16 protein-coding genes and 2 tRNA genes are annotated in these 18,924 nt (G+C 57.0%); 1 reads left to right on the top strand and 17 read right to left on the bottom strand.

From position 1 onward, the window contains the following. Nucleotides 1-13: 13 nt before the first annotated feature. From nusA to rlmE, 10 genes are all read right to left on the bottom strand, one after another. On the bottom strand, nt 14-1,495 hold the full coding sequence (gene nusA, locus AB1462_RS23690) for a transcription termination factor NusA (protein WP_003212187.1): 1,482 nt from the start codon (nt 1,493-1,495) through the stop codon (nt 14-16). Nucleotides 1,496-1,542: 47 nt separating this feature from the next. Beyond that, nucleotides 1,543-2,001: a ribosome maturation factor RimP gene (gene rimP, locus AB1462_RS23695; RefSeq protein WP_003235029.1), complete on the bottom strand. Its 459-nt coding sequence runs from the start codon at nt 1,999-2,001 to the stop codon at nt 1,543-1,545. Nucleotides 2,002-2,141: 140 nt separating this feature from the next. Next, nucleotides 2,142-2,218 (bottom strand) — tRNA-Met (locus AB1462_RS23700). A gap of 96 nt (nt 2,219-2,314) precedes the next feature. Further along, a tRNA-Leu gene (locus AB1462_RS23705) sits at nt 2,315-2,400 on the bottom strand. A 22-nt stretch (nt 2,401-2,422) separates the two neighbouring features. Next, nucleotides 2,423-2,806 carry a preprotein translocase subunit SecG gene (gene secG / locus AB1462_RS23710; protein ID WP_010206600.1) on the bottom strand — a complete coding sequence of 128 codons (384 nt, stop codon included), beginning with the start codon at nt 2,804-2,806 and terminating at the stop codon, nt 2,423-2,425. A gap of 4 nt (nt 2,807-2,810) precedes the next feature. Continuing rightward, on the bottom strand, nt 2,811-3,566 hold the full coding sequence (gene tpiA, locus AB1462_RS23715) for a triose-phosphate isomerase (protein WP_015885920.1): 756 nt from the start codon (nt 3,564-3,566) through the stop codon (nt 2,811-2,813). Nucleotides 3,567-3,632: 66 nt separating this feature from the next. Beyond that, the gene (glmM, locus tag AB1462_RS23720) at nt 3,633-4,970 is read right to left on the bottom strand and encodes a phosphoglucosamine mutase (RefSeq protein ID WP_090399751.1); all 1,338 of its coding nucleotides are present in this window, start codon (nt 4,968-4,970) and stop codon (nt 3,633-3,635) included. Nucleotides 4,971-4,986: 16 nt separating this feature from the next. Further along, nucleotides 4,987-5,838 carry a dihydropteroate synthase gene (gene folP / locus AB1462_RS23725; protein WP_259194796.1) on the bottom strand — a complete coding sequence of 284 codons (852 nt, stop codon included), beginning with the start codon at nt 5,836-5,838 and terminating at the stop codon, nt 4,987-4,989. 8 nt (nt 5,839-5,846) lie between these two features. Beyond that, on the bottom strand, nt 5,847-7,757 hold the full coding sequence (gene ftsH / locus AB1462_RS23730; protein WP_010562674.1) for an ATP-dependent zinc metalloprotease FtsH: 1,911 nt from the start codon (nt 7,755-7,757) through the stop codon (nt 5,847-5,849). A 200-nt stretch (nt 7,758-7,957) separates the two neighbouring features. After that, nucleotides 7,958-8,608: a 23S rRNA (uridine(2552)-2'-O)-methyltransferase RlmE gene (rlmE, locus tag AB1462_RS23735; RefSeq protein ID WP_015885924.1), complete on the bottom strand. Its 651-nt coding sequence runs from the start codon at nt 8,606-8,608 to the stop codon at nt 7,958-7,960. 105 nt (nt 8,609-8,713) lie between these two features. On the opposite strand from rlmE, the gene AB1462_RS23740 reads away from it, so the two are divergent. Then, entirely contained in the window at nt 8,714-9,022 is a 309-nt protein-coding gene (locus tag AB1462_RS23740) for a YhbY family RNA-binding protein (protein WP_017139256.1), read from the top strand. Nucleotides 9,023-9,031: 9 nt separating this feature from the next. Here the strand turns inward: AB1462_RS23740 and AB1462_RS23745 are convergent, their stop codons facing one another. The 7 genes from AB1462_RS23745 to dnaK all read right to left on the bottom strand — a co-directional run bounded on the left by AB1462_RS23745 (nt 9,032) and on the right by dnaK (nt 18,833). Further along, on the bottom strand, nt 9,032-9,436 hold the full coding sequence (locus tag AB1462_RS23745; protein WP_090399747.1) for an MFS transporter: 405 nt from the start codon (nt 9,434-9,436) through the stop codon (nt 9,032-9,034). Nucleotides 9,437-9,464: 28 nt separating this feature from the next. Further along, complete coding sequence (gene greA, locus AB1462_RS23750; RefSeq protein ID WP_090399746.1) at nt 9,465-9,941, bottom strand: transcription elongation factor GreA; 477 nt, start codon at nt 9,939-9,941, stop codon at nt 9,465-9,467. Next, on the bottom strand, nt 9,938-13,159 hold the full coding sequence (carB, locus tag AB1462_RS23755; RefSeq protein ID WP_090399744.1) for a carbamoyl-phosphate synthase large subunit: 3,222 nt from the start codon (nt 13,157-13,159) through the stop codon (nt 9,938-9,940). Before carB ends, greA begins: the two co-directional genes overlap by 4 nt. Nucleotides 13,160-13,263: 104 nt before the next feature. Further along, nucleotides 13,264-14,400: a glutamine-hydrolyzing carbamoyl-phosphate synthase small subunit gene (gene carA / locus AB1462_RS23760; protein WP_027605361.1), complete on the bottom strand. Its 1,137-nt coding sequence runs from the start codon at nt 14,398-14,400 to the stop codon at nt 13,264-13,266. A gap of 259 nt (nt 14,401-14,659) precedes the next feature. Then, nucleotides 14,660-15,466: a 4-hydroxy-tetrahydrodipicolinate reductase gene (gene dapB, locus AB1462_RS23765; protein WP_315337821.1), complete on the bottom strand. Its 807-nt coding sequence runs from the start codon at nt 15,464-15,466 to the stop codon at nt 14,660-14,662. Between the two features lie 10 nt (nt 15,467-15,476). Further along, nucleotides 15,477-16,601 carry a molecular chaperone DnaJ gene (dnaJ, locus tag AB1462_RS23770; RefSeq protein ID WP_367248038.1) on the bottom strand — a complete coding sequence of 375 codons (1,125 nt, stop codon included), beginning with the start codon at nt 16,599-16,601 and terminating at the stop codon, nt 15,477-15,479. A 318-nt stretch (nt 16,602-16,919) separates the two neighbouring features. Beyond that, complete coding sequence (gene dnaK / locus AB1462_RS23775) at nt 16,920-18,833, bottom strand: molecular chaperone DnaK (RefSeq protein ID WP_053137821.1); 1,914 nt, start codon at nt 18,831-18,833, stop codon at nt 16,920-16,922. Between the last annotated feature and the right edge of the window lie 91 nt (nt 18,834-18,924).

Genomic DNA, 18,924 nt, shown 5'->3' on the forward strand with positions numbered 1-18,924 from the left:
AGGCCGCGCCTAATTACTCGAACCAATGGGCTCGGGCGGCCATGATCAACTTGCCGGCACGATCATCGTCAATGCCGTCGATGTCGAGCAGATCGTCAATAGACTGCTCGGCCAGGTCTTCGCGGGTAATTACGCCGCGCACCGCCAGTTCCATCGCCAAATCCTTGTCCATACCCTCAAGCGAGAGCAGGTCTTCGGCCGGATGGGCGTCTGCCAGCTTTTCCTCAGTAGCGATGGCTTTAGTCAACAAACGATCCTTGGCCCGAGCGCGAAGCTCGTTGACGGTGTCTTCGTCAAAGCCGTCGATGTTGAGCATTTCTTCCAACGGTACGTAGGCAATCTCTTCCAGGCTGGTAAAGCCTTCATCTACCAGCACCTGTGCCAGGTCTTCGTCGACTTCCAACTCGTCGATGAAGTTGCGCAGGATGTCACCGGTTTCAGCTTGCTGCTTAGCCTGGATGTCCGATTCGGTCATCACGTTCAGGGTCCAGCCGGTCAATTGGCTGGCCAGACGCACGTTCTGACCACCACGACCAATGGCCTGAGCCAGATTGTCTGCGCCAACGGCGATGTCCATTGCATGGGCATCTTCGTCAACGATAATTGCCGCCACTTCAGCCGGCGACATGGCGTTGATCACGAACTGCGCCGGGTTATCGTCCCACAGGACGATGTCCACACGCTCACCGCCCAATTCGCCCGACACTGCCTGGACACGCGAACCGCGCATACCGATGCAAGCGCCTTGCGGGTCGATGCGTTTGTCCTTGGAACGGACCGCGATCTTGGCGCGCGAACCCGGGTCGCGGGACGCAGCCATGACTTCGATCAGACCTTCGGCGATTTCCGGCACCTCGATACGGAACAGCTCAATCAGCATTTCCGGCGCGGTACGCGACAGGATCAACTGAGGGCCGCGGTTCTCGGTGCGGATTTCCTTGAGCAGCGCACGCAAACGCACGCCAACGCGGAAGGTTTCGCGAGAGATGATGTCTTCGCGGGCCAGCAACGCTTCGGCGTTATTGCCCAGGTCGACGATCACATTGTCACGCGTAACTTTTTTCACAGTGCCGGAGATGATTTCGCCCAGGCGCTCGCGATAGGCGTCAACGACTTGAGCGCGCTCGGCTTCGCGAACCTTCTGCACGATGACCTGCTTGGCGGTCTGTGCAGCAATACGGCCGAACTCGATGGATTCGATCTTTTCTTCGACGACGTCACCGACCTGGGCGCCTGGGTGCGTTTCAGCAACCTTGCTCGGCCAGGTTTCGATGGCCGGATCATCCAGATCGGCTTCTTCGACGACCGTCCAGCGACGGAAAGTCTCATAGGCACCGGTGTGGCGGTTGATTTCCACACGCAGATCAACTTCGTCTTCAAAACGCTTTTTGGTAGCAGTGGCCAATGCCAGCTCCAACGCTTCAAAAATCACGTTTGCCGGTACGCCCTTTTCATTGGATACCGACTCAACAACCAGCAGTACTTCTTTGCTCATCGTACGCCTCGCCTTTCGCAAGCCATTGGATCCGCGGGATCCGCGTCTCAGTCAAAACTGGGAATAATGTTGGCCTTGTCGATCATATCGATCGGCAACAGGAACTCATGGTCTTCTACCTGCACCACGACATCCTGTTCTTCTACACCGCGCAGAAGGCCCTGAAAGTTACGACGCCCTTCGAACGGGGATCGCAGCTTGATCTTCACTTGTTCACCGGCAAATTTTGCAAACTGATCAATAGTGAACAGTGGGCGTTCCATGCCTGGCGAGGAAACTTCGAGGGTGTACTCAACGGAGATAGGATCTTCAACATCCAGAACACCGCTGATCTGACGGCTGACAATGGCACAATCGTCCACCAGCACGCCGCCCTCTTTATCGATATAAACGCGCAACATTGAGTGGCGACCTTGAGCCGAAAACTCAATACCCCAGCATTCATAGCCTAGGGCCACGACCACCGGGGCCAACAAGGCCTGCAACTCTTCTAGCTTGCTCGACACCTGAACCCCCTCGTGCATGTATGTGCATGCTGTGCAAAATAAAAAAATGGGCGAAACGCCCATCCTTGAAACGCCGTCGAACAGCGGCGTTGAAAGTGTCCAGCTAACAAAAAGCCCCTTAAAAGGGGCTCCGCTAAAACTGGTTGCGGGGGCCGGATTTGAACCGACGACCTTCGGGTTATGAGCCCGACGAGCTACCAGACTGCTCCACCCCGCGACAAAGCTGGGGCGGAAGTATACGACCGATCCCTTACAGGGTCAATGTAACCTTCCACCTACAAGAAAGCCCGCAACAGCGGGCTCTCCTGATAATTGGTACCGAGAAGGGGACTCGAACCCCTACACCCTATGGGCACAACCACCTCAAGGTTGCGTGTCTACCAATTCCACCACCTCGGCAATACAGCGTTTACAACCCTTCTTACTTCTGCTCTTGAGCTGGAGGTACGTCAGTCGCTGGAGTAGCCGACTTTTGCTCTTGAAGCACCGGGACATCATCAGAAGCCGGCTTTGCTTTTGGTACTTCCAACACTGCTGGGTTTGGCAAACCTACTTGAGTCAGCACATGAGCTTTCTCTTTAGCAAAGTAACCTAACCCTAAGCTGGTTATGAAGAAACCGGCGGCAAGTATAGCAGTAAACTTACTAAGAAAGGTAGAGGAACCTTGGCTTCCGAACACAGTATTTGAAGCACCTGCACCGAAAGACGCACCAGCATCCGCACCTTTACCCTGTTGCAACAAAACCAGGGCAACTACGCCCAGGGCAGCCAACAGATGAAAAACGACTACGACTGTTTCCAGCATTTTTTCAGTTTCCCGCGGCGCGACAAATCGCACCGAACTCATCTGCATTCAGGGAAGCTCCACCAATGAGCCCCCCATCGATATCCGGCATGCCGAACAGTTCGACCGCATTGGCCGCCTTCACGCTGCCGCCGTATAGAAGCCGCACACCTTGTGCGACTTCAGAATTCTCTGCCGCCAACTGCGCACGGATGGCTGCGTGCACATCCTGCGCCTGCTGCGGTGTAGCAGTCAGCCCGGTACCAATGGCCCAGACCGGCTCGTAAGCAATTACCGCCTTTGCGAACGCACCAACACCCAGCTCCTCGATGATGCTGCCAAGCTGACGCGAGACAACTTCAAGAGTCTTGCCCGATTCGCGCTGCTCAAGGGTCTCCCCAATACACAACACCGGAATCAAGCCACAAGCCTGTGCTGCTGCGAACTTGCGATTGAGTGTCCCATCACGCTCGCCCATCATCTGACGGCGCTCGGAGTGCCCGACAAGCACATAGGAACAACCCGCATCAACCAGCTGACTCGGTGCAATCTCACCGGTCAACGCACCTTGCATGGCTTCCACTGCAGAATTCTGCGCGCCAACCTGAATCGACTTACCTTTCAAGCCATCAACCACTTGGGTGATATGCAAGCAAGGCGGGAACACCGCGATATCAACACCGCTAGGCAAGGCCAAGTGACGAAGGCCATTGATCAGCTCAGCGACACTGGCGCGGGTACCGTGCATCTTCCAGTTACCAGCTACCATAGTGCGACGCATGCTGTACCTCGTCGGTCAAAGTGGGCGCAGATGTTACCCAACCACATCATTACTGGCAAGCCGAATTCAGGCGCAAACTTCAGTTACCAGTTTTGCCAGGTCCTCGGCATGGCCGCGAACCTGTATTTCGTCGTCACCTTCGACCATAACGCGCACCAAAGGCTCTGTGCCGGACTTGCGAAGCAATACCCGTCCGCGACCAGCCATTGCTAGAGTCGCGCGCTCGCAGGCCTCTTTGACAGCAGGGTGCTCGATCGGGTTTTCCCCACCTGCGAAACGCACGTTAAGCAATACTTGTGGGCATTTACGCAAGGCCTGACGCGCCTGAGCCAGGCTCTCTTCGCGGCGACGCAAAGCCAACAGCACCTGCAACGCCGCAATAATCGCGTCACCGGTGGTAGTGTGCTGGAAGCACACGATGTGCCCGGAGTTCTCACCACCTACCTGCCAGTTACGCTCCAGCAGCTCAGCGATCACATACCGGTCACCGACGTTGGCGCGAACAAAAGGAATACCCAGGTCCGCCAACGCCAGTTCAAGCCCCAGGTTACTCATCAGCGTACCGACGACACCGCCTTGCAGCTTGTTACGCTCATGCAGGTCGCGGGCAATGATGAACAACAGGTCATCACCATCCACCACGGCACCCGTGTGATCAACCATCAGCACGCGGTCGCCATCACCGTCGAAGGCAATCCCGAGGTCGGCATGCTCGGCCAGGACAGCGGCTTGCAACTGCTCCATATGGGTGGAGCCGCAGTTTTCGTTGATGTTCAATCCGTTGGGTTGAGCAGAAAGCACTGTCACATCTGCGCCCAACTCCTTGAATACGCTTGGTGCGACTTTGTAGGTCGCACCATGGGCGCAGTCGACAACAATCTTCAGGCCGGCAAAGTTGGTACTGGTTGGCACACTGCTCTTGCAGAACTCGATATAACGACCGGACGCGTCATTGATACGCGACACCTTGCCCAGCTTACTGGACTCGACCACCGTCATCGGCGCATCCAGCAGCTCTTCTATCATCAGCTCAATCTCGTCTGGCAACTTGGTGCCCTGACCGGAGAAGAACTTGATGCCGTTGTCGTCATGGGGATTGTGCGAAGCACTGATCACAATACCGGCCTCAGCGTGAAAGGTACGCGTCAGGTATGCAATCGCCGGCGTCGGCATTGGCCCCAGCAACATCACATCAGCGCCTGCAGCGGATAAGCCGGCCTCAAGTGCTGATTCAAACATGTACCCCGAAATTCGGGTGTCCTTGCCCACCAGGATGCGGCACGCGCCCATGCTGCGGAACGCCATACCCGCCGCCCATCCAAGCTTGAGCATGAAATCAGGAGTAATCGGAAACTCGCCGACCCGACCACGGATACCGTCGGTGCCAAAGTATTTTTTAGTCATAAGTGCTCCATCATTCTTATTCGGCTGATTCCACAGCTGCAATCATGCGTACCACATCCACGGTCTCAGCAACGTCATGCACACGCAAGATGCGCGCACCCTTGGTCACCGCGAGCGCCGCCAGTGCAAGACCGCCATACAACCGCTCACCCACCGGACGGCTCAATGCCAGCCCTATCATGCTCTTGCGCGAAACACCGACCAACAGGGGCCGACCAAGGGCATGCAAGGACTCCATGTGTTTGAACAAACTCAAATTGTGTTGCAGGGTCTTGGCGAAACCAAACCCCGGATCAAGGATGATCCTTTCCGGCGCAATACCTACCGCAGCGCACTGAGCAACCCGCTCGGAGAGAAAACCGCTCACCTCCCCAACCAGGTCATCATAGTGCGGGCTGTCCTGCATATTGCCGGGCTCACCCAGCATATGCATCAGACACACCGGCAAGCCGGTAGCTGCAGCCGCATCCAGGGCACCGTCGCGTCGCAGGGACCGCACATCGTTGATCAAACCGGCACCTAATCGCGCAGTCTCACGCATCACGGCCGGGGTGGAGGTATCAACCGAAATGATCACATCCAGCTCTCGAGCAATGCGCTCAACAATTGGCGCCACGCGCTCCAACTCTTCCAGAGGAGAAACAACGCGAGCACCAGGCCGAGTCGATTCACCACCGACATCAATCAAGGTCGCGCCGGCCACCACCATGGCTTCTGCGTGACGCAACGCAGCATCAAGCTGGCTGAAACGGCCACCATCGGAAAAGGAGTCAGGGGTTACATTAAGAATGCCCATAACATGCGTATGGGCCAAATCAAGAACCCGGTTGCCGCAAGGCAGCCGGGGGGAGGACGAAGCAAAAGTCATTTCAAACCTTAATGGTCAGCTGCCGGGCCACCGATTGGGGTTTCAGGGCGTTCATTCTGAACGACAGGCGGGGTGCCCGAAGTACCTGAACCACCTTCCCAATCACGAGGCTCACGAGGCGTTCGACCAGCCATAATGTCGTCGATCTGGTCTGCATCGATCGTCTCGTACTTCATCAGTGCATCAGCCATTGCATCAAGCTTGTCGCGATTATCAGTCAGGATCTGCTTGGCAGTGCCATAGCACTGGTCAATGATACTGCGCACTTCAGAGTCGATCAGCTTGGCGGTCTCACCGGAGAAACTGGCGTTTTGACCACCGCCACCACGACCCAGGAATACTTCACCTTCTTCCTCGGCGTACATCAAAGGACCGAGTTTTTCCGACAAGCCCCACTTGGTCACCATGTTTCGCGCAATCTGGCTGGCGCGCATGATGTCGTTGGAAGCCCCTGTGGTCACACCGTCGAAGCCCAAGGTCATTTCTTCAGCGATTCGACCGCCGTACAGCGAGCAGATCTGACTGATCAGCGCACGCTTGGAAAGGCTGTAACGATCCTCTTCCGGCAGGAACATGGTGACACCCAATGCGCGACCCCGAGGAATGATCGAGACTTTGTACACCGGATCATGCTCAGGCACGACACGCCCCACAATGGCGTGACCAGCTTCGTGATAAGCAGTGTTCTGCTTCTCTTTTTCGGACATGACCATGGATTTGCGCTCAGCGCCCATCATGATCTTGTCTTTCGCCAGCTCGAACTCTTTCATTTCAACGATGCGCTTGCCGGTACGGGCTGCAAACAGCGAAGCCTCGTTCACCAGGTTAGCCAAGTCAGCACCCGAAAAACCCGGGGTACCACGAGCAATCACAGCCGGCGCAACGTCGTCACCCATCGGCACTTTGCGCATGTGCACTTTCAGGATTTGTTCGCGCCCACGAATGTCCGGCAAGCCAACCACAACCTGACGGTCAAAGCGGCCTGGACGCAACAGCGCAGGATCCAGCACGTCCGGACGGTTGGTTGCCGCGATGACGATGATGCCGTCATTCATCTCGAAACCGTCCATCTCGACCAGCAACTGGTTGAGGGTCTGCTCACGCTCATCATGACCACCGCCCATGCCAGCACCACGATGGCGACCAACGGCGTCGATTTCATCGATGAAGATGATGCATGGCGCATGCTTCTTGGCCTGCTCGAACATGTCGCGAACGCGGCTCGCACCGACACCGACGAACATTTCAACGAAGTCAGAACCGGAAATGGTGAAGAACGGCACCTTGGCTTCGCCGGCAATCGCCTTGGCCAGCAAGGTTTTACCGGTGCCTGGAGGGCCGACCATCAGCACGCCGCGAGGAATACGGCCACCCAGGCGCTGGAATTTGCCTGGATCGCGCAAGAACTCAACCAACTCGCCGACTTCTTCCTTGGCTTCATCGCAACCCGCCACGTCAGCCAGGGTGGTCTTCACCTGATCTTCAGAGAGCAGGCGCGCCTTGCTCTTGCCGAAACTCATCGGCCCACCCTTGCCTCCCGCACCGCCTTGCATCTGGCGCATGAAGAACATGAACACGGCAATGATCACCAGGATCGGGAAGCTTGCCACCAGGAGTTGAGTCCAGATGCTCTGCTGCTCAGGCTGCTTGCCTTCGACAACCACGTGGTTATCCACCAGGTCACCGATCAGACCGTTGTCCTGGATTGCCGGACGAATGGTCTTGAAGCTGTCGCCGTCGTTGCGTTTACCGGTGATCACGTAGCCATCAACCGCTACGCGCTCGACCTTGCCATCCTTAACTTGCTGGATGAAGTCGGAATAGTTGAGGGTCTGCGGCTCGTTAGGGCTGGAGAAGTTGTTCATCACCGTCACGAGGACAGCCGCGATGATCAACCACAGGATCAGATTCTTTGCCATATCGTTCAATTAACTACCCTCTGAAGCAAGCTCCGCTACTGGCGCGCGCTTCGCATGATATTCACCGGCCTAACTTACTACATTACCTACAACTCTGGCAGGCGCCGTCTGTAACCCTTTGTGAAACTTTGACTACACAATATTCGTAAAGCTTCGTGACGAAAGCGATATAAAAAAACCTATCGCCCTCCTCGAATTTCTCAAAAACGCTCTTCACTCGCCGCGCCTTCGACGCCACGGAAGCCGCGGCACAGCAGGTATTGCTCCCTGGATCTGTCTCGGGAAGAGTCAGGCTTACGCGTCTGCACCTTGTCGAACAATTTGCGGATGTTCTTGTGGTACTCGTCAAAACCCTCTCCCTGGAACACCTTCACCAGGAAATCGCCACCGGGACGCAACACCCGACCCGCCAAATCCAGCGCCAATTCGCAGAGGAACATGGCCCGCGGCATATCAACGGCCGGTAATCCACTCATATTGGGGGCCATGTCGGAAATCACAAGGTCTACCTGCGAATTTCCCACAGCCTCAAGGATCTGGGCGAGCACCGTGTCCTGGGTAAAGTCACCATGAACAAAGGTCACGTCCGGGATGCTGTCCATTTCCAGGATGTCGGAAGCGATCAGGCGACCTTGCCCGCCAATCAGACGACTGGTCACCTGGGACCAGCCACCAGGGGCTGCACCTAGATCGATGACGCTCATGCCTGGACGAATCAACTTGTCCTTATCCTGGATCTCCAACAGCTTGTAGCTGGCCCGGGAACGATAGCCATCCTTTTGCGCCTTTTTGACGTAAGGATCGTTGAAATGCTCTTGCAGCCACTTAAGGCTAGTTTTGGAACGGGCCACGGGCCACCTCGAAAATAAAACGGGTCGTGATTAACTGGGCGGTCCCGGACTCGCTCGGGTAAACTGGCCGCCGCTTTTTACAAGATCAGACGCAGGGGTCAGATTATGCCGCTCACTCAAGAGCAGAAGAAACAGTACAAATCCATTGGCCACCATCTGAAACCAGTTCTGATTGTGGCAGACAACGGTTTGACTGAAGGTGTGTTAGCCGAACTTGAACGCGCATTGGGCGATCACGAACTGATCAAGATCAAGGTCAACATCCTTGACCGCGAAGCGCGCCTGGCCGCCATTGCAGAACTGTGCAAGGTTGGCAAAGCGGACCTGGTTCAGGTCATCGGCAAGATGGCGCTGCTGTATCGCAAGAACTTCAGCGTCAACAAGCAACTGTCGAACGTACACCGCTTCAAGTAATACAAAGGGTCACGGGCGTGCTTCGCGCGCCCCGCCACTCCATCCCGGAGCAGGCTGTATAACCAGCACCAGGCCGGAGAACCCTAGCACAAGATAGCTGAATAGCTGCCAGCGCAACGCTTCCGGCAGCCAGACATGCACAATGCAATACATTGCACACGCATACAGCGCCATCAACAGCAGTTGGCCGCGAATATCCCGCCACAAACTCTCCAAGCCTTCAGCCTTGACCAGCACCAACGCCTGAAGCGCTACGCACGCCGCTGCGAAACCCACCAGCAGCGCACTCAATAATCCATCGATTTCATCGATCAGCAACGGAGCCAGGCCAATCAAGCCCAGCGCCGGCAATACACCAATATGTAACAACCACAGGCCACCCACCCAAAGCATCTGGGCAAGCTGCCAAAGCATGGCGCCCGCACGAAGCGGGCGCCGCCTTTCAGACGTGACGAACTTCAACAATCTCGTACTCGATCACACCGCCGGGCGTTTTGACAGACACCACATCACCCTCTTCCTTGGCGATCAAGGCACGGGCCAGTGGTGAGCCGACGGAGATTTTTCCGAGCTTGAAGTCAGCCTCGTCTTCTCCCACGATGTGGTAGACCACGCTCTCGTCGGTCTCGACGTTGGCGATCTCCACGGTGGTACCGAAAATCACCTTGCCGGTGTGCGGAATAGTCGTGACATCGATGATCACCGCATTCTGCATACGGCCTTCGATGTCACGGATCCGCGCCTCGACCATACCCTGCTGCTCACGAGCTGCGTGGTATTCAGCGTTTTCCTTCAAGTCACCCAGCTCGCGGGCCGTACCGATGTCCTGGCTCAGCTTTGGACGTACGACCTTGGTCAGATGGGCGTGCTCCTCTTCCAGGGCCTTGGCGCCCTGGACGGTCATTGGGTATTTGATCATGCCTTCAATCCTGCGTGTAGATCCTGCAAGCGGCGCACGGTCTTTTCCGGACCGAACTTGAGCGCTTCGCAGATAGCTTCGCCAGCAGCAATGGTGGTAGTGCAGTAGATCTTGTGCTGCAAGGCATTACGGCGAATGGAGTAGGAGTCCGCGATCGACTGGCGACCTTCGGTGGTGTTGATGATCAGCGTGACTTCGTCATTCTTGATCATGTCGACCACATGCGGACGGCCTTCCGTCACCTTGTTCACGCGGCGCACTTTCAGACCAGCCGCCTCGATCAGCTTGGCGGTCCCGGCAGTGGCCACGACTTCAAAGCCCAAGTTGATCAGATCACGGGCCACACCTGCAACCAGTGGCTTGTCGTCATCACGCACGCTGATAAATGCAGTACCGCCAGTCGGCAGCACTTCGCTGGCGCCCATCTGGGCCTTGGCGAACGCTTCGCCGAAGGTATCGCCCACACCCATCACTTCACCGGTGGACTTCATCTCTGGGCCCAGGATCGGGTCCACGCCAGGGAATTTGGCAAATGGGAACACCGCCTCTTTCACACTGTAGAAGTTCGGAATGATTTCCTTGGTGAAGCCAATTTCCTTCAGGGTCTTACCCGCCATCACACGCGCAGCGATCATGGCCAGGGACACGCCGATGCACTTGGAAACGAACGGCACGGTACGCGAAGCACGCGGGTTGACTTCAATGACGTAGATGTCTTCGCCTTGCAGCGCCAACTGTACGTTCATCAGGCCGACAACACCCAACTCCAAGGCCATTTTCTTGACCTGTTCGCGCATCTCGTCCTGGATATGTGCAGGCAACGAGTACGGCGGCAGCGAGCACGCGGAGTCACCTGAGTGAACGCCCGCCTGTTCGATGTGCTGCATGATCGCGCCGATGACCACGTCGGTACCGTCGCAAACCGCATCCACGTCCATTTCGATGGCGCAGTTGAGGAAGTGATCCAGCAGCACCGGGCTGTCGTTGGACACTTTCACCGCATCACGCAGGTAACGCTTGAGCTCTTCTTCTTCGTAGACGATTTCCATCGCCCGACCACCCAGCACGTAGGACGGACGCACCACCAGCGGGTAGCCGATCTTGCTGGCTGCACGAATGGCTTCATCTTCGCTGCGCACGGTAGCGTTTGGCGGCTGACGCAGGTTCAGGCGCTCAACCATTTGCTGGAAGCGCTCACGGTCTTCGGCACGGTCGATGGCGTCAGGGCTAGTGCCGATAATTGGCACGCCTGCGGCTTCCAGGGCACGCGCCAGTTTCAGCGGGGTTTGGCCGCCATACTGGACGATCACGCCTTTTGGCTTCTCGACGCGGCAGATTTCCAGCACGTCTTCGAGGGTTACCGGCTCGAAGTACAGACGGTCGGAAGTGTCGTAGTCAGTGGAAACAGTTTCCGGGTTGCAGTTGACCATGATGGTCTCGTACCCGTCTTCGCGCAGCGCAAGGGCGGCGTGTACACAGCAATAGTCGAATTCGATGCCCTGGCCGATACGGTTAGGACCGCCGCCCAGGATGATAATCTTGTCGCGACCCGACGGCGCGGCTTCGCACTCTTCCTCGTAGGTGGAGTACATGTATGCAGTGTCGGTGGCGAACTCGGCGGCGCAAGTGTCAACGCGCTTGTAGACCGGGAAGATATCCAGCTTGTGGCGATGCGTGCGCAGGTTCTTCTCGGTCACACCCAGCAGCTTGGCCAGACGCTGGTCAGAGAAGCCTTTGCGCTTGAGGCGGAACATCAGGTCGCGATCGATAGACGACAGACCGAGGGTCTTGACCTTCTCTTCCTCCTTGATCAGATCTTCGATCTGCACCAGGAACCACGGATCGATCATGTTCATGCCGAAGATCTCTTCGACGGTCATGCCGGCACGGAAAGCATCGGCCACGTACCAGATGCGCTCGGCACCCGGCACGGTCAGCTCGCGCTTGAGGATGCTCATGCTTTCCGGGTTGCTCAGGTCAAGCTTCTCGTCCAGACCGCAAACGCCCACTTCCAGGCCGCGCAGGGCTTTCTGCAGGGATTCCTGGAAGGTCCGGCCGATGGCCATGACTTCACCGACCGACTTCATCTGGGTGGTCAGGCGCGCGTCGGCTTTCGGGAATTTCTCGAAAGCAAAGCGCGGCAGCTTGGTCACAACGTAATCGATAGACGGCTCGAACGACGCGGGCGTAGCGCCGCCCGTGATTTCGTTTTGCAGTTCATCCAAGGTGTAACCGATGGCCAGCTTGGCAGCGATACGTGCAATCGGGAAGCCGGTAGCTTTCGATGCCAGCGCCGAAGAACGCGATACACGCGGGTTCATCTCGATCACGACCATGCGGCCCGTGTCCGGGCAGATGCCGAACTGAACGTTGGAACCACCGGTTTCAACGCCGATCTCACGCAATACCGCCAACGAGGCGTTACGCATGATCTGGTATTCCTTGTCCGTCAGGGTCTGCGCCGGAGCAACGGTGATCGAGTCACCGGTGTGTACGCCCATCGGGTCGAAGTTTTCGATGGAGCAGACGATGATGCAGTTGTCCTTTTTGTCGCGGACAACCTCCATCTCATACTCTTTCCAACCGATCAGGGATTCGTCGATCAGCAGCTCTTTGGTCGGCGACAGATCCAGGCCGCGCGCGCAGATTTCTTCGAACTCTTCACGGTTGTAAGCAATGCCACCACCGGTGCCGCCCATGGTGAAGGACGGACGGATAATGCACGGGAAGCCCAGCTTTTCGAGAACTGCGTTGGCCTCCTCCATACTGTGGGCGATACCGGAGCGCGGGCAGTCAAGGCCGATGGACTTCATGGCCTTGTCGAAACGCGAACGGTCTTCAGCCTTGTCGATGGTGTCGGCGTTGGCGCCGATCATCTCTACGCCGAATTTTTCCAGGACACCTTCGCGCTCCAGGTCCAGAGCGCAGTTCAGTGCAGTCTGGCCGCCCATGGTCGGCAGTAGTGCGTCTGGACGCTCTTTCTCGATGATCTTGGCAACCGTCTGCCACTTGATCGGTTCGATATAGGTGGCGTCGGCCATGTCCGGATCGGTCATGATGGTGGCCGGGTTGGAGTTCACCAGGATGACGCGGTAACCCTCTTCGCGCAGGGCTTTACAGGCCTGGGCGCCGGAGTAGTCGAATTCGCAGGCCTGGCCGATAACGATCGGGCCAGCGCCGAGAATCAGGATGCTTTTTATGTCTGTACGTTTTGGCATGGGTTTGTCACTCAAATCCGCAGGTCAGTCGGCAAGCCGTCTTGAACAATCTTCGAAGAGCCTGCGAGGGCCGCCGAGGTAGCGGCCGCCCGCAGGCCACTCAGTCAGCGCCGCTTGGCCATCTCATTGATGAAACGGTCGAACAGCGGCGCTACGTCGTTCGGGCCCGGGCTTGCTTCAGGGTGACCCTGGAAGCTGAACGCGCTCTTGTCAGTACGCTCGATGCCCTGCAGGGAACCGTCGAACAAAGACTTGTGAATCGCGCGAACATTGCTCGGCAAGGTCGCTTCATCCACCGCAAAACCGTGGTTCTGGCTGGTGATCATCACAACGCCAGTGTCCAGATCCTGCACAGGGTGGTTGGCACCGTGATGACCATGACCCATTTTCAGGGTCTTGGCGCCGGAGGCCAGCGCCAGCAATTGGTGACCGAGGCAGATACCAAATACCGGAATCTCGGTTTCCAGCACTTCCTTGATTGCCTGGATGGCGTAGTCGCAAGGCTCCGGATCACCCGGGCCGTTGGACAGGAACACACCGTCAGGTTGCAGGGCCAGCACATCGCTGGCAGGCGTTTGCGCCGGCACCACGGTGACGCGGCACCCACGCTCGACCAGCATGCGCAGGATGTTGTACTTGACCCCATAGTCGTATGCGACCACGTGATACGGCAGGTCAGCCGCCTCGATAGTCTCGTGGCTGTCGGTCTTCAAGTCCCAGACAGTGGAGCGCCACTCGTACTGCTCCTTGGTGCTGACAACTTTCGCCAGGTCCATGCCTTTCAGGCCTGGGAAGCCTTGCGCTGCAGCAATCGCCGCCGCTTCGGAAATATTGTCACCGACCATGATGCAGCCGTTCTGCGAGCCCTTTTCGCGCAGGATGCGAGTCAGGCGGCGCGTATCGATACCGGCGATCGCCACAACGTTGTTGGCTTTCAGGTAATCGGACAGCGACATCGTGTTACGCCAGTTGCTCGCAACCAGTGGCAGATCACGAATGACCAGGCCCGCCGACCAGACACGATCAGACTCAACGTCTTCCGGCGTCGTACCGGTGTTGCCAATGTGTGGATAGGTCAGGGTAACGATCTGTTGGGCGTAGGAAGGATCGGTAAGGATTTCCTGATAGCCGGTCATGGCGGTGTTAAACACCACCTCTCCAACGGTCTGACCGTCGGCTCCAATGGCTTCGCCGCGAAAAATGCTGCCATCAGCAAGGGCGAGTATGGCTGGCTTAGTCAAGAAGACCTCCCGTAAATAAAGCCTGAAAGGGCGATCGCAGGTTGTAAAAAAGCGGAGTGACGTATGGACACGTCACCCCGCTTCTTCACTGAATTATTCTGCGCGCTTTTAGTGGACACACTAAAGCTGTAGCTTACAGAAAAAGGCTTTTTTGGTCCACCGCTAATGAGCCTTAAAGGCAGGAGAATGCGACAGGACGTCGCTTAGCGGGTAAAAACGGGGCCTTAGGATAATCCCGAGGCCCCGTTTTAGCTACTGCTTAGTGCAGATCCAACACATCGCGCATGTCGTACAGACCAGGCTCGCGACCTTCCAGCCAGAGCGCAGCACGCACTGCCCCCTTGGCGAATGTCATGCGACTGGAGGCCTTGTGCGTGATTTCCAGGCGCTCGCCCTCGGTAGCGAACAACACCGTGTGGTCGCCTACGACATCACCGCCACGTACGGTCGCAAAACCAATGGTGTCACGCGCACGCGCACCGGTATGCCCTTCGCGACCGTAAACCGCCACTTTGGACAGGTCACGCCCCAGCGCATCAGCAATAGCTTCACCCATGCGCAGCGCGGTCCCCGACGGCGCATCGATCTTGTGACGGTGATGAGTCTCGATAATCTCGATATCCGCCTCATCCCCCAGCACGCGCGCCGCCATGTCCAGCAACTTGAGCGACAGGTTCACGCCGACACTGAAGTTGGCAGCGAAGACGACAGGAATATCCTTACCCGCCTCCTCCAACAACTGCTTCTGCGGAGCAGTCAAGCCCGTGGTACCGATCACCATCGCCTTGCCCGCCTTGCGGCAGAACGCGAGGTTTTTCAGCATCACCTCCGGCAAGGTAAAGTCAATCAGCACATCGAATTCGTCAGCCACCTGCTCCAGGCTGCCTGACAATGAAACACCGATACGCCCAAGCGAAGCCAACTCACCAGCATCCGCACCGATCAACGTGCTACCGGGACGAACAATCGCCGCGGTCAGCCCGGAGGCCGGAGAACGCTGCTGCACCGCCTCGACCAGCGTCTTGCCCATGCGCCCGGCAGCGCCCATTACGGCTATACGTCGCATATTCCCTTCCTTACAGGTCGCCGAAGAAGCGCTTCACGCCTTCGAAGAAGCCAGTGGTTTTCGGCGAATGAGTGTCATCCCCTTCCAGCGAACTGCGGAACTCCTCAAGCAGTTCACGCTGACGGCGACCCAGATTGACCGGAGTCTCCACGGCCACACGACACATCAAGTCGCCAGCACCACCACCGCGTACCGGAGCTACGCCTTTGCCGCGGATACGGAACTGCTTGCCGGTCTGCGTACCTTCAGGAATCTTGAGCTTGACCCGACCGTCCAGGGTCGGAATCTCCAATTCGCCACCCAAGGCCGCATCGACAAAGCTGATCGGCACTTCACAGAACAGGTGCTTGCCGTCGCGCTGGAAGATCGAGTGCTCGCGCACATTGATCACCACGTACAGGTCGCCCGTTGGACCACCCTGAGTACCGGCCTCACCTTCGCCCGACAGACGAATACGGTCTCCGGTGTCCACGCCCGCCGGCACTTTCACCGCCAGGGTCTTGTACTCTTCGACGCGGCCTTCGCCGTGGCAGGCGTCGCACGGATCGGAAATGATCTTGCCCTGCCCATGGCAACGCGGACAGGTCTGCTGCACCGAGAAGAAACCCTGCTGCATACGGACCTGGCCGATACCGCCGCACGTCGGGCAAGTAATCGGCGAGGAGCCTTTCTTGGCCCCCGAACCATCGCAGGGCTTGCAGTTAACCAGCGTCGGCACACGAATATTGACGCTGGTGCCGCGTACAGCTTCTTCCAGGTTCAGCTCCAGGGTGTAACGCAAGTCACTTCCACGCTGGGCACCACCGCGCTGACCACCCCGGCCACCACCAAAGAAGTCACTGAATACATCACCGAAAATATCGGAGAAGTTCTGACCGCCAAAACCGGCACCGCCGCCACCCATGCTCGAATCGACACCGGCATGCCCATACTGGTCGTAGGCCGCACGCTTGTTGGGATCAGACAGACACTCGTAGGCCTCATTGGCCTCTTTGAACATATCTTCGGATTCTTTGCTATCCGGATTACGGTCCGGGTGGTGCTTCATTGCCAGGCGACGGTAAGCCTTTTTCAGGTCCGCCTCGCTGGAGCCGCGCTCCACACCCAACACTTCGTAATAGTCACGCTTTGCCATAAGTCTTTGCACTCTTAAGGACGTTCAGCCAGACCCTCCTGAGCCTGACTAAACTCGTTGAGCCCCAATACAGGCCCGGACCCAACTCACGTCAATTCAACGATCCTGGTCATTACTACTTTTTAGCCAGGGACCCGGCCAAAAACACGGTATTTATTGCTCGGAAAGCAGGAGCATCCCCGATCACACCGCCAACATCCGAACGCTGTCGCATGCTGTAAAAATTCGCATACCCCAGACACGCCAACGCGGGAGCAAGCTCCCGCGCGGCGACATCCTACCAGTCACCGCTTGATAGCGGTCAACCGGGCGACCAACTTACTTCTTGTCTGTAACTTCTTCGAACTCGGCATCGACAACATCGTCTTTGGCTTCAGGCTCTGCCTTTTGAGCAGCACCATCAGCTGGCTGAGCCTGTTCGGCGTACATTTTCTGAGCCACTGGCGCGGAGACTTTCGACAGTTCTTCAACCTTGGCTTCAATGGCAGCCTTGTCGTCGCCTTTAACAGCGGCTTCCAGGGCAACCACAGCAGCTTCGATTGCAGCCTTCTCTTCAGCGGTCACTTTCTCGCCAGCATCAGCGATCATTTTGCGCGTCGAGTGAACCAGTGCGTCACCCTGGTTACGGGCACCTGCCAGCTCTTCGAACTTCTTGTCAGCTTCAGCATTGGTTTCAGCATCACGGATCATCTGTTGAATTTCTTCGTCAGACAGGCCGGAGTTGGCCTTGATGGTGATCTTCTGCTCTTTGCCGGTAGCCTTGTCTTTCGCACCTACGTGCAGAATGCCGTTGGCGTCGATATCGAAGGTCACTTCGATTTGTGGCACGCCACGTGGTGCTGGTGGAATCTCAGCCAGGTCGAACTTGCCCAGGGACTTGTTCTGAGCCGCCTGCTTACGCTCACCTTGCAGCACGTGAATGGTTACAGCGCCTTGGTTGTCATCGGCAGTCGAGAACACTTGGGATTTCTTGGTAGGAATCGTGGTGTTTTTCTCGATCAGCGCAGTCATCACGCCACCCATGGTTTCAATACCCAGGGTCAGCGGGCTTACGTCCAGCAGCAACACGTCCTTCACGTCACCGGCCAATACTGCGCCCTGGATGGCAGCACCCATGGCAACGGCTTCGTCCGGATTCACGTCTTTACGTGCTTCTTTACCGAAGAACTCGGTAACCAATTTCTGAACCAGTGGCATACGGGTCTGACCGCCTACCAGGATCACGTCGTTGATCGCGCCAACGTCGATACCGGAGTCTTTCAGTGCAATGCGGCAGGGCTCGATAGTGCGCTGAACCAGGTCTTCGACCAGCGCTTCCAACTTGGCGCGAGAGATCTTCACGTTCAAGTGCTTAGGACCGGTGGCGTCTGCAGTGATGTACGGCAGGTTAACGTCGGTCGACTGAGCGGAAGACAGCTCGATCTTGGCTTTTTCAGCAGCTTCTTTCAGGCGCTGCATCGCCAGCGGGTCACCCTTGAGGTTCATGCCGCTTTCTTTCTTGAATTCGTCAACGAGGTAGTCGATCAGACGAATGTCAAAGTCCTCACCACCCAGGAAGGTGTCGCCGTTGGTGGCCAACACTTCGAACTGGTGCTCGCCGTCTACTTCAGCGATCTCGATCACGGAAACGTCGAAGGTACCGCCACCCAGGTCATAAACGATCACGGTGTGATCGCCTTTGGCCTTGTCCATACCGTAAGCCAGAGCAGCTGCGGTTGGTTCGTTGATGATACGTTTTACGTCCAGGCCCGCGATGCGGCCGGCGTCTTTGGTCGCCTGGCGCTGGCTGTCGTTGAAGTAGGCCGGAACGGTGATCACCGCCTCAGTCACTGTCTCACCCAGGTAATCTTCGGCAGTCTTCTTCATCTTCTTCAAGATTTCAGCCGAGATTTGCGGTGGCGACATTTTCTGGCCATTTACTTCAACCCAGGCGTCACCGTTGTCAGCCTTGGCGATCTTGTAAGGGACCATCTTGATGTCTTTCTGTACGACTTCTTCGTCGAACTTGCGACCGATCAGGCGCTTCACCGCGTAAAGGGTGTTATGCGGGTTGGTCACAGCCTGACGCTTGGCCGACTGGCCAACGAGGATTTCACCATCGTTGGCGTAAGCGATGATCGACGGCGTGGTACGCGCGCCCTCGGCGTTTTCGATTACTTTTGCAACGCCGTTTTCCAGCACGGAGACGCAGGAGTTGGTGGTCCCCAGGTCAATACCGATAATTTTGCCCATGATTTACTCTCCCGAAACTTGAATTTGGTTGCCGCAGCAGTGGTGGCTAAACTGCGGTAGCACTTAAACGCTTGACTTATAAATGGGGGCC

It is taken from the genome of Pseudomonas sp. SB113 (assembly GCF_040754745.1).
GTDB lineage: Bacteria > Pseudomonadota > Gammaproteobacteria > Pseudomonadales > Pseudomonadaceae > Aquipseudomonas > Aquipseudomonas grimontii.